9 protein-coding genes are annotated in these 12,739 nt (G+C 36.8%); 4 read left to right on the top strand and 5 right to left on the bottom strand.

Going from position 1 to position 12,739, the window contains the following annotated elements:
• Positions 1–2: 2 nt before the first annotated feature.
• The 3 genes from H4K35_RS13835 to H4K35_RS13845 form a co-directional block, all read right to left on the bottom strand.
• Positions 3–3,302: a SusC/RagA family TonB-linked outer membrane protein gene (locus tag H4K35_RS13835; protein WP_182628552.1), complete on the bottom strand. Its 3,300-nt coding sequence runs from the start codon at positions 3,300–3,302 to the stop codon at positions 3–5.
• A gap of 119 nt (positions 3,303–3,421) precedes the next feature.
• On the bottom strand, positions 3,422–4,348 hold the full coding sequence (locus H4K35_RS13840; protein ID WP_182628553.1) for a FecR family protein: 927 nt from the start codon (positions 4,346–4,348) through the stop codon (positions 3,422–3,424).
• A 113-nt stretch (positions 4,349–4,461) separates the two neighbouring features.
• Positions 4,462–5,010, bottom strand: coding sequence for a sigma-70 family RNA polymerase sigma factor (locus H4K35_RS13845; protein WP_182628554.1), 549 nt, complete (start codon positions 5,008–5,010; stop codon positions 4,462–4,464).
• Between the two features lie 173 nt (positions 5,011–5,183).
• Between H4K35_RS13845 and H4K35_RS13850 the strand changes: the two genes are divergently transcribed.
• Positions 5,184–6,131, top strand: coding sequence for a 3',5'-cyclic-nucleotide phosphodiesterase (locus H4K35_RS13850; RefSeq protein ID WP_182628555.1), 948 nt, complete (start codon positions 5,184–5,186; stop codon positions 6,129–6,131).
• A 64-nt stretch (positions 6,132–6,195) separates the two neighbouring features.
• On the opposite strand, the gene brnQ is transcribed toward H4K35_RS13850, so the two are convergent.
• Positions 6,196–7,503 (bottom strand): branched-chain amino acid transport system II carrier protein, encoded by a 1,308-nt coding sequence (gene brnQ / locus H4K35_RS13855; RefSeq protein ID WP_182628556.1) that lies wholly within the window; start codon positions 7,501–7,503, stop codon positions 6,196–6,198.
• A gap of 215 nt (positions 7,504–7,718) precedes the next feature.
• Here brnQ and H4K35_RS13860 point away from each other — a divergent pair, with 215 nt between their 5' ends.
• Together H4K35_RS13860 and H4K35_RS13865 are read left to right on the top strand one after the other, a co-directional pair.
• Positions 7,719–8,252, top strand: a complete 534-nt coding sequence (locus H4K35_RS13860) for a GNAT family N-acetyltransferase (protein ID WP_182628557.1) — start codon at positions 7,719–7,721, stop codon at positions 8,250–8,252.
• 660 nt (positions 8,253–8,912) lie between these two features.
• A complete protein-coding gene (locus tag H4K35_RS13865) occupies positions 8,913–9,794 on the top strand; it encodes an AraC family transcriptional regulator (protein WP_182628558.1) in 882 nt (293 codons plus the stop codon).
• A gap of 474 nt (positions 9,795–10,268) precedes the next feature.
• Here the strand turns inward: H4K35_RS13865 and H4K35_RS13870 are convergent, their stop codons facing one another.
• Complete coding sequence (locus H4K35_RS13870; protein WP_182628559.1) at positions 10,269–11,507, bottom strand: ABC transporter permease; 1,239 nt, start codon at positions 11,505–11,507, stop codon at positions 10,269–10,271.
• A 7-nt stretch (positions 11,508–11,514) separates the two neighbouring features.
• On the opposite strand from H4K35_RS13870, the gene H4K35_RS13875 reads away from it, so the two are divergent.
• A complete protein-coding gene (locus tag H4K35_RS13875) occupies positions 11,515–12,732 on the top strand; it encodes an exo-beta-N-acetylmuramidase NamZ domain-containing protein (protein ID WP_182628560.1) in 1,218 nt (405 codons plus the stop codon).
• Positions 12,733–12,739 lie beyond the last annotated feature (7 nt).

Genomic DNA, 12,739 nt, shown 5'->3' on the forward strand with positions numbered 1-12,739 from the left:
GTTTAATAGCTAATGGTAAAACCTAGAGACATTGTTTTAGCTGGTGGATACAGTCCTCGATCTACGCCGAGATCAAGGCTTCTATTGTTACTAGCGTAATTTTGAAATCCCACTTCTGGGCTGACTCCTGAATATTTAGTCAGTGTAAAAACGTTACTGACCTGGAAGTATAGTCTGAATTTGGCTTTTTTATATCGTTTGCTTTCAAAGGAATAGGCCACTTGAAGCTGACTCAATTTCAAAAATGAACCATCTTCAATATAATAGGAAGAAGGACGAATATTATTATTGGGATCATCCCTTGTTAATCTTGGGATTGAACTGTTTGGATTGTCCACCGTCCATGCTCCTAATAATTCAGTTGATTTATTATAAGCCTCTTGATTAAAAAAATGCGTTTGATACTTCGTAAGGTTATATATTTCATTACCATAACTACCAATCCAAAACAGTTGTAATTCGATGTTTTTATAGGCAAAGTTCATGGATAAACTCGCAGTAAATTTGGGGTGAGGCGTTCCTATTTGGGTTCTATCCCTATGGTCGATTGTCCCATCTTGGTTGGTATCAACAAAGCGCAAATCCCCTGGTTGTGCATTGGGTTGTAAACCATAGGTTTCTATTTCTGTTTGGTTTTGAAAAACTCCAGCTGTTTTATAACCGTAAAATGCTCCTATTGGCGCTCCTACTGCTGTTCTAGAGACCTCTTGTCCAAAATTCACATCGTGTAAAGACGAACTGGGAATGGTCAAATAAGAGGTAGATGATAGACGGGTCATTTTATTTTTATTTTGTGTAAAGAGTAACTCAAAAGCACAATCGAGTCCCTGAAAAGAATTGCGATACTCGAGTCCGATTTCAATACCTTTATTCTGTACCACTCCATCATTTATCCATTGTCCTTTATGTGCACCACCAAAAGTCAGAGGCAGTGATCGGTAGACAAGAAGGTCTTTGGTTTTCTTTGAATAGAAATCAACGGTGAACCTCAACTTATCGTAAAAAAAAGAAGCATCCAATCCAGCAGAGACTTGCTCAGTTGATTCCCATCGCAAATTGGGATTGGCTACACGTGTGGAAACCAACCCAGTTTCACTTGTATGTTGAGATCCATCAATATCGTAATTCGAATTGTAGTTGTTGTGGCTAAAACTTTGAACAGTAGAATACGTAGGAACTTGTTGATTTCCACTAATTCCCCAGTTAAATTTCATTAATGCCGTGGTATTTTGTTGCTTTAACGGCCAAAAATGCTCTTCACTAATCCTCCATCCCAATGAAAGCGCAGGGAAATTACTCCATTTGTGTTTTTGTAACCGCGATGTACCATCGCGTCTAAGGAGCAACCCACCTAAATATTTTTGTTTGTAATTGTAAGAGACTTTTGCAAAATAGGAACTTAAATTCCATTGATAGGCATTGCCTGAATTGAGTTGATTTTGTGTTCCATAATCCAAGAACCAATTGGAGGGATCTTCTTGCAAAAAGTGATGTCTTGAAGCAGATAATCCCTCATAATAGTATTGGATTGCCTCTTGTCCTAGGAGTAATTGAACGGATTGATTTTGAAATTGGCGTTGGTATCCCAACGTATTGCTCATAACCATTTCGTAATTAAACCTACTTTCTGTTGTCAGGGCATTCACTTCATTTTGCACGAATAACTCATCAAAAGTCGCAGAAAACCGCTTTGCGTTTACATTCTGAAAATCAAGCCCTAAGGAAGTTTTGAAAGAAAAATCCCCATAGTTAGCCTGAGCATAAAGATTGCCTAAAGCTCTTAATTGTTTCACTTTATTATCCTTATTTCGGTGTAAGCGTCCTAGAGGATTTTGTCTGTCATTAATAGGATTTCCTGAAAAATCGCCCGCTTCATTGTACACAGGAATAATAGAGGGATACATATAGGCATCATATACAATAGAATTTAAGGCTTTATTCGTGCCAATTTCGACTTGATCTGCATAGGCTAAACTTACATTTTCCCCTAACACAAGATGAGAATTAAACAACTGATAACTAGAGTTATATCGAGCAGTAAGTCGTTTAAAATACGTGTCTTTAATAATTCCTTTTTGTTCAAAATAGCCTAAACTAAATAACTGTTTAGCTTGGGTATCGCCTTTTGAAACAGAAAAACTATGTGATTGAATACGCGCTGGAGTAAAAATTGATTTGACCCAATTTACGTCTGCACTTCGAATTGTTTGATCAGCAGTTAAATACTCAGGTAGTTGTATTGCTGTGGGATTATTACCATAAATACTGTGATTGGGCAATACTCCATCATTTTGATACGCTTGCCAAAGTAATTGGCCATACTGTTTTGCATTGAGCATTGTAGGTAGATTCACAGCATATTGAATACCTGCATAGCTAGATAGAGCAAGTGTCACAGCATTTAGATCATCCCCTTTTTTTGTTGTAATCAATAGGACACCATTTGCTGCTCTTGATCCGTACATCGATGCATCAGCGTCTTTTAAAATTTGAATATGTTCTACATCATTGGGATTGATTGTATTTAACCCATTAACCAAGGGTAATCCATCGAGGATAATTAGGGGGTCATTCGCGTGTATGGTACTGAGACCACGTATTGCCATAGCATTTCCACCACCAGGACTATGTGCGCTGAATACCTGAACACCTTTTGCTTTTCCATCTAACATATCTACGAGATCCCCATGCGGTAAATCGTTGATTGCCGAACCGGAAATATGCTCAACAGCTCCAGTATAATTAGCTCTTCTTTGATTGGCATATCCAGTAATGACAATTTCTTCTAAATCTTTATTTTGTTTGGTTAGTTGCAGGTGCAATTGTTTTGCTTGTATAGAGGTAACAGCAACTTCTATTGGATCATACCCTACTAGTTCTACCAACAAAATAGGATGCTTTATTCCTTTGACAAGTTGAATGCTAAAATTCCCTTCCTCATCAGTCCTTGCAAAGTCAGGGGTATGCAAAAGGCGAACCACAGCGTGTGAAAGAGGCTGTCCTTGTTGATCTTTAATGCTCCCTTGAATCAAATCGATTGAATTGGAAGTTTCTGAGGTAGCCGATCGTTCTTGAGCTTTTCTTCCATTTTTAAAGGAAATTAAATTTCCACTTACACTGTACATCATATCCCGTTTCGTTGTTATTTGAGCCAATAAAGTCCCTAAGTCAACATGCAGGGTAGAGGAATGAATCGTACGAGAAGTATCAATAGCTTCCAAAGAATATACAATCCTAAATTGAGTTTGTTTTTCAATTAGAGAAAAGAGTGTTGCTATGCTATTGGTTTTATGTTGTAGCACAATTATATTTTTAGGAGGCAAAACGGATATGGATTGGCAAGAAGCAAAAAGTTCGGCATACTGCAGGAGCAGCATACTAAGCACAAGGCCAAGATTCAGATACTTTCTTCTTAAACATTTCATCCGTTCCACTCGTTTTCAAAGTGAATAGCAGCGCCTGAAACCGTGTATCTCACTTGGTGAATAAAACAAAAACTGTGTAGAATATCTTTGAGGGAGGTATGTCTAAAATCTCCCGTAGTAAAAAAATCTGTGGTAGAGATACCCTCAAAATGAAGTTGTACATTAAACTCTTCTTCTATTCTTTTTTTCCAGGTAATCAAGGGTAATTCATGCATAACAAGCTCCTCTTTATTGGTTGATATTAGAGTTAAAACATCAACTGTAGAGGAGTGAAGACGCCCGTCAAACAAGGTAGTTTTCTCATGAGCGTTTAACCATACTTTATCCAAAGTATCCTTTTGATTTTCAACCGTCACTTTTCCTGTACGAACCACAACTTCTGAAGCACGAACCGTAAAAGAAGTTCCTAAAACCGTTACCGAAACTTGTTCTGTATGTACAATAAAAGGCTTGGTTGCATTGCGATTTACATTAAAAAAGGCTTCTCCTTCTAATGTTACTCGGCGATCAACAGCATTAAAATCAGAGGGGAGTATTAATTGAGAACCGGGCATTAGCTCTACTTCTGTTGCATCATCCAGCACAAAGCGTTTAGGTTCATCCCCTCGGGCTACTGTATATTGAAGTGTATCTTTAAAAATAAAATTGGACGTTAGCCACAAGCTAGTGCATATCAAACCTAAAAAAGCAACTAATAGCAATAGAGTTTGTTGACGTCTTTGTTTTTTCTTACGAACTACTGTTTTGAATTTTATACTACTAAAAATTCGCTGTTTTAGTTGTTTGTCTTCTCGAACAAGTTCGCCTGTAGTGAAGGCCTGTTTTTGTAGTTCCTGGATAAAATCATCTACTACCTTTTGCTCTGCTTGTGTAGCGGTTTGATTCAGGTATTTCTCACAAAGTTGTCTAAACTTATTAATCATGGGTCTAATGGGTTTCTATAATTAAGAGTGAGACATAGCCCATTCTCCCCATTCCTCTTGTTGTTTCTTAACAATTAGATAATATACCCTTGGATCAATAACCTATACGCAACCTAAGCTTGACTAATAATCAACAGTACAGTCATCACGTCAATAGCATAAGGCAAACTTGTTTTTAAGCTCTTTATCGCTTTGTGAATTTGTTTATCTACCGTACTTTCAGATATGCTGAGTTTTTCAGCTATTTGCCTATAGGTTAAATGGCTGCCATAGCGCAACTCAAATACTTCCAAACATCGTTGAGGGAGCACCTCTCTAGCTTTAGCAAAAACAAGGTGCACCAATTCTTCCTTATAATATCCTTGTTCTTCTTCTGACAACGACTCATTTTGAGTAAGAACGTGATAAACTGTTTCAATTTGAACTGTATCAAAATCAATTGATTTTAGAGCTAGAATACTTCGATTTCGCACACTTCTCCAAAGATAAGCCTTGGGATCTAAAATGGTCAATTGATGAAAGTTATTCCATATTTGTACAAAAACATCTTGTACTACATCTTCTGCTACCAAGTGATCGCGGACAATATTACACGAATACGTATAGAGTTCATCCCAGTATAGTTCAAAGTGATCATTGATCCATTTATCCTTTTGATCCATTTCGTTCTCATTAGTTCAAGCCAAAGGTATATCGCAAGAGGATGGGAAAGATTATGGAGCTATTACTAAACTGTTACCTCCATATTAGTTAACTTTTGAGTGAAAATAAAAAAGTATAGATCGGATAAGGTCTCCTAGGATTATCTCGTATTTTTGTAAAAAATTAGAATCACATGAAAAAGCTTTTTTATACACTGTCCACTTTTTTACTTTACAGTACTTCTTCCCTATTTGCGCAGAACCTTGAAATTATTCCCTTGGGGGTTTATGGTGGCGGAGATGAAAGTAATTTATCTTGTTATTTAGTAGGAGTTGAAAACAGCAATAGTTATTTAGCCCTTGATGCAGGAACGATAAGAAGTGGCATAAACAAAGCTATTGAAAAGGGCACTTTTGAGGTTTCCTTTGAAACTGTCCTCCAAAATTACATTAAAGGTTACTTTATATCGCATGGGCATTTGGATCACGTATCGGGTTTGATTATTAACTCACCTGAAGATTCGGCTAAACCGATATACTCCTTGCCTTTCGTGACTACTATTTTTAAGCACAATTATTTCACCAATGCTTCTTGGGCGAACTTTGGAAGCGAAGGAGAATCTCCTATCTTGGGTAAATATACCTATAAGAAGGAAAAACCGTTACAATCTTTTGCTATAGACCAGACAACCTTTACTGCGGAGATATTTGAATTGAGTCATGTCAATCCACAAAAGAGTTCGGCTATCTTACTCAAAAACAACAATGACTATGTCTTGTACTTTGGAGACACTGGAGCAGATCGCATTGAAAAGACCAATCACCTAGATGAGATTTGGCAATACATTGCCCCTTTAGTGCGCAATAAAAACCTAAAGACAATCTTATTAGAGGTTTCTTTTCCCAATAGTCAACCGGAACATTTACTCTTTGGTCACTTAACACCTAAACTATTACAGGAAGAGTTAAACAAGTTGGCACAATATGCAGGGCTGGAAAACTTAAAGGACTTAAAGCTGATTGTGACTCACCTAAAGCCATCAGGAAATCAAATTGAAGTTATCAAACAAGAGCTATTCCAAGAAAATCCACTACAGCTAAACTATATTTTTCCAAAACAAGGTGAAAAAATATCCCTATAAAGCAAGAAACCCCGTCTCATAAAGGCGGGGTTCTATTTTTTTACGTTTTTAGTTAAACGTATTTCTAATTTCGATTGAAGAGGTAAGCCACTAAAAACACAACAAAAGAAGGCAATAACCAAGGAACGTCATAACTGTATAGCGGAATCTTGTGTAATCCCTTCTCAACTTCCCATAGCCAACTATCTTCTGTAGCGGTTTTCAAGGTGATTGTCAAGAAAAATTGCACTAAAGAATAAATTGTTGTCGTAATAATGGCACCTACAAAAGGCACTTTGCTTTTGACTATCTTTCCAAAAACAACTACATATAATATTAAGGTAAGGGTAATCGGATAGATAATGCCCAAGAAAGGTCCTGCATAGTCTATAATCTGATCTACTCCATTTACAGCGAGGATAGCGGAAAAAACACAGGTAGCGATTACAATTGTTTTATAGCTTACTTTACCTTTAGTTAGTTGACTAAAAAAGGTTCCAGTTGCGCAAACCAAGGCAATTGCAGTGGTTAAACACGCTAGGGCAATACACAAGGATAAAGCAATTGTACCTTCATTTCCCAAGACGCTATTTGATATATAGAGCAATAATTCCGTCCTTTTTAAATCACCCGAAGCAGTGTAGCCAGAAGTTGCACCAAGATATACAAGTCCTCCGTAGATAAACAATAGACAAGAAGTTGCTACAGCGCCTGATAAGAAGGTTGCTTTTGTTTTAGCTTCTGTACTAGTATATCCTTTGGCTTTCACTGCGGATATAATAATTCCCGCATAAATAACGGATGCCAGTACATCCATTGTTTGATACCCTTCTGCAAAACCAATACGGAAAGATTCAACAGGATTTATTCCCGTATCTTCTGTAACGTCTAATGGATAAAGCACCCCCATCAGAATCATAACAACCAGTATGATTAACAGCAAAGGTGTAAGATATTTTCCAATAATATCCACAACTTTAGAAGGAGATATAGAGAGCGTTAGCGTTACACCAAAGAACAATATAGAGGAAATTACAGGGCTAAAATCGGGCCAGATTGGCGCCAATCCAACTTCAAACGTCGTTGCAGCGGTACGCGGAATTGCAACAAGCGGACCGATACTCAAAATAATCATGGTAGCTAAAATCACCCCACCTGTTCTATTGACTCTTTTCCCTAAATCCGTAAACTCATCCCCTGAGAACAGCACAGCAAGTATTCCAAGAAAAGGAGCTATAATAGCAGTAATAGTAAAACCCGTCACTGCCGATGTCCAATCTTCTCCAGTAATCAAACCAATGATTGGAGGTAAGATGATATTTCCTGCGCCGAAAAACATAGCGAATAGCGCAAACCCAATTGTTAATATATTACCGATTGACTTCTGTTTCATTTGTTTTGATTGTATTAAGTTGGATTCAATTTAAAAATTCTAAAATAATCATAATTTAATCCTACAAAAATCATGCTATTTAAAACTTAACTTTGAATTATATATCACAATATAGAATATTAATTATATTTTTTATCAAAAATTTTCACATTCTTACTTCCCTGAAAACCAATACAAAACCCGTATATTTATCTACTTTTTACATGTAAGATCAAATGTCTATTCTATTTAAAACAGAGCGCTTATCTATTTGCCCTATTCATTTGCCTTTGGATTATGGCGATTTATTAGCCCTACACAATCACCCCGTCACTATGCAGTGGATTCCAAACAATAAATCACCTTGGACACTTGCTGATTTGGAAGCGAAATACCAGATGAACCAAACACTGTATGACAAAAAAATCGGGTTATACAAAATTATTTGGGAAGAGGCTGGCATTCGCATTACAATTGGAGAAATTGGTTTATTTCCCTGTGGAGACGCTCCCACCCACATCGAAGTCGGGTATATCTTACACCAAACGTATTGGAAAAGAGGGTTTGCCACTGAATTATTATGTGGAGTAGAACAATTCGCTCAACAACACTTGGCGTATACCCATATTCGCGCACAGCTATTTGAATCAAATATCAATTCTAAAAAGTTACTCGAACGCTGCTCTTTTTTGCATCTTGCTTCAGTGTCCATTGACGCAGCAAACACTAAACTTATATACAGCAAGTCCCTTGTAGATCCATCCATTTAGGCCCTACACCTACTACTTGCCTTTTTTAACTTGTTAACAGACGACAATTGCACTGTGTACTTGCTGACTAGCTAAAAGGTACCTGCCTTTTTGCATTTATACAATAGCACATGCATGTACAACAACACTTCCCTTTGACTTCCTTTTAATATTCGTGCACTTGTGCGTATCATTTTGTAAAAGGGTAAAACCGCTACATACAAACGATCAAAAAAAATTAAAAAAGTCTCTTTTTTTTAAAAAAAGTTGATCTTGATCATGGAGTTTACGCTCTACCTAGAGCAGACTGTTTTTTTAATTGAGCGGTTGGACTTTTGTGTTTTCTTGGCTCTATTTTTTGAATCGCCTTTTGATTATAAATAAAAATTACCAGTAAAAACCTCAACCTCAGACTACAACGGAATAAATATTACTGATATTTCGAATTCAATTCACAATAAAAACGACTAACACTTACTAAAAACACATTTTGTCATGGACAAGATACAGTATGAAAACATATTTTTAAAAATATATAAAAAACACAACAAATAACGCATTTTAATCAAACATAAAGTTACAATAATACATAATTTTACCAATACCTATAAAACACAAATAAATAAGATCACGCTTTAATGATACCAGAATCTATATGTAAGAAACCAATAAGCGAAAAAAATGACAAATTCAACCCCAAAGATAGAATTGGATGATATCGATCAAGATCTGACGACTATATTTAACATTAATGCAAAGGAATTCGCTGTTTACTCACAGAAAGAAGGCAAAGAGTTACTCATACCTTATAATATAAAGACACATTATAAGGTATCGTATTTAAACAGTAAAAGCAAGTTATTCTGCGGTACGGAAACCCGTGAATTTAGTGGTCCAATTTTATTTTTTTCAAATCCATTATCTACCTATACCCTTGAGCCAACTTCCGAATCACCGGATGGTTTTTTTTGCTTGTTCACCAATAATTTTCTTGGCTTTAAAAGCAACGAAATTCGCTCTACCTTACACGCCTTACAAGCAACACCTATTTATGCTTTAGATTTAGAGCAAGATCGAATGATCCGGTCCTTATTTGAAAATATTGTCATGGAACACCGACAGGATTATCCATTGAAACAGGAGATTTTGCGGAATTATGTAGAGATTATTATTCATCAAGCTAACAAACTAAAGAGCACCTACACTTTAACAGAAAAGAAAAATGCAACGAATCGCTTGTGTGCTCAATTTTTAGAACTAGTCGAAAAGCAATTTCCCATTACTGACAAGCATCAAGTGGTTCGATTAAAAACAGCGACAGACTTTGCCTTCATGTTGAATGTTCATACCAACTATTTGAATTTTGTAGTGAAGCAAACCCTGGGAAAGCCAACCACTACGATTATACAAGAACGCATTCTAATTGAAGCCCAGCGATTACTAAAACACTCTACCATGAGTGTATCTGAAATAGCCTTTACTCTTGGTTTTGAATATGCTACTTACTTTTCGAGTTTTGTAAAAAAATATACAGGTTACTCTCCCAAGCAACTAAGAAAATAATACGTTTTTCTTCCGCTAAAGATCAACACAAAAACCACTCTTTTACTCTATATTAGAGGATCTTGTTCATACTAATTTCTTTAAATTAAGGCGTATCCTATGGATACGCCTTAATCCTATGTGCTCTACCGAGATACAAAGCAACTGTTAGCCACACCACCTGCTACTTGCCCTTACTAGTTTAGACGACTATGTCCATTCAGCTAAGGCCTGTGTTTGCATCACAAAATGAATAGTTTTTTAGGGTCTTTGTACTTAATTCTAGATATTTGTTTACCCCAATGTCTTAGACTAATAACTCTTTTATGACCGTGCACAGCATCCTTAATGACAAGGGGTATAAAACAAAAGAAAAAGTACAACTTACAACGAGACAGGTCATCGTTTATGGTTCGTTTTTTTGCTTAAAAGAGGACGATATAGAGATGCCTAAAAGTTAGAAACTTGATGAGGAAGGTCTTTCAGCGACCTTTTTTAATCATATCGAATAGCCTTAACAGGCGATATTTTTGTTATTAAATAAGAGGGAATCAGCAGTACGAGCATCGCTACAAGAACTACACCAACATTGAGCAATACAACATCAGACAAGCGAATCAACACGGGAGCTTCACGCACATAGTAAGACGTTGGATCTAATTTAATCAAACCTGTATACTTTTGAATAAAGAGCATCCCTAATCCAATGAGATTCCCGTATAAGAGTCCTTTTCCAATTAAGTAAAAGGCATTGTATAAAAATATTTTTCTCACACTCCAATTTGTAGCGCCTAAAGCTTTCAGCATCCCAATCATTTGAGTGCGTTCCAAAATTAGCACGAGCAAAGCGACAATCATATTAATAGACGCTACGGCAATCATGATAATGATGATTACTTTAATATTAAAGTCAAACATCCCTAGCCAGCCAAAAATATTCTCATATTTTTCGACGATGGTTTTACTATCCACAGTAGAAGGCAAATTCAAATAAATTTCACTTCCCTTCTCTTCAATTTGATCAAAGTCGTCCAAGATAACTTCGAATCCGCCTACTTCATTGGCAGACCAGCGATTTAACCGTTGAACGTGGCGCAAATCGCCAAGGATTATATTTTCATCAAACTGTTGCAATCCTGAGCTATACAGCCCGACAATTTCAAATTGACGAATATTGGGTACTTTATTCCCCCAATCTTTCATAAAATAGGTGTTTACTTTATCGCCCAAGTGAAAGCCCATGCGATTGGCAATATAAGTTGACATCAAAATTTCGTTACTCATTTCCCCTTCTTTCAGCACTGGTAGGCGTCCTTGTTCGATGTATTCTTCGATTTCCCCAAAGTGATACTGAGCGGTTACTCCTTTGTAAATGATTCCTTCGAAAGCATTTTCTGTGCGGATAATTCCCGCTTTTGAAGCAAATGGTTGCACATTTTTCACTCCTTTTACCTCGTCAAAATTAGGGTAAAAACGCTGATTTAATTCAATTGGTTTCAGCGTAATGTCAGTAATATTGGCATCGTACTTAGTAATTACAATATGACCGCTGAAAGCTGAAATTTTATCTCTAATTTTGTGTTTCAAGCCCAAACCTGTAGCAACAGAGACAAGCATCATAATAATCCCCAAAGCAATGGCTGTTATGGCGATTTTAATAATCGGAGCAGATACACTACTTTTATGATTCTTTGTAGTTACTAAGCGTTTAGCTATAAAATATTCTAATTTCAACTTTGTTATGATATCAAATTCAACAGTCAAAAATACATTATTATTCTTAGTAACCCTATTGATTTATAGTGTAAATTCTTATTCTTTTTCACCAGCTCCAGATGGGATTCCTTCTGCTGTATCGACAATTGTGGTAGGTGCTGAAAACACAGCGGCTTATTTTGATTTATTGCGCAACAAAAAAGTGGGTATTTTAACAAATCAAACGGGGGTTGTCCGCCAGGACATTACGAAAACAGACTATACCTCAACGGTTGATTTTTTAATTCAAAATAAGATTAATCTCGTCAAGATTTACGCTCCAGAGCACGGTTTTAGAGGAACGGCGGATGCGGGAGAATTAATAAAAGACGGCAAGGACACCCAAACGGGTTTGCCTATTATTTCGCTTTATGGCAACAGCAAAAAACCATCCAAAGACCAATTGGCTGGCATTGATGTTTTGCTATTTGACTTGCAAGATGTTGGCGCTCGATTTTACACCTATATTTCCTCCCTTCATTACGTAATGGAAGCCTGTGCAGAAAACGATATTCCAATCGTCATTTTAGATCGTCCCAACCCTAATATTGCTATTATTGATGGTCCGATTTTGGAAATGAAAAACAAGAGTTTTGTCGGCATGCACCCCATCCCTACCTTACACGGCATGACCATAGGCGAGTATGGATTGATGATAAATGGTGAGAAATGGTTAAAAAACGGGATTCAAGCAGATTTAACCGTCATTCCCAATTTAAATTATGACCGCAGCATGCAATACGCTCTTCCGGTAGCTCCATCGCCCAATTTGCCGAATGACCAAGCCATCAACCTCTATGCGAGTTTGTGTTTTTTTGAAGGTACAAATGTCAGTTCTGGTCGCGGTACCTCGTTGCAATTTCAGATTTATGGATCGCCGTATTTAGAGCATATGCCTTTTAGCTTTACCCCAAAACCCAATGCAGGAGCGAAAGATCCGATGAACAATGGAAAATTGTGCTATGGGGAGGATCTTTCAAAAGAGGAATACGTCAATAAACTGGAAATAAAATGGTTGTTAAAAGCTTATCAGCAATCGAAAAACAAAGAAAAATTCTTTACTAATTTCTTTGTTAAGTTAGCGGGAACAGAACAGTTGAAGCAGCAGATTATTGCTGGTCTAACAGAAGACGAAATTAGACAATCTTGGATAGAAGGCTTATCAGCCTTTGCGGTAACTCGTACCCCATACCTTCTGTATTAATTGTAAC

Source organism: Myroides sp. NP-2 (genome assembly GCF_014145665.1).
GTDB lineage: Bacteria > Bacteroidota > Bacteroidia > Flavobacteriales > Flavobacteriaceae > Flavobacterium.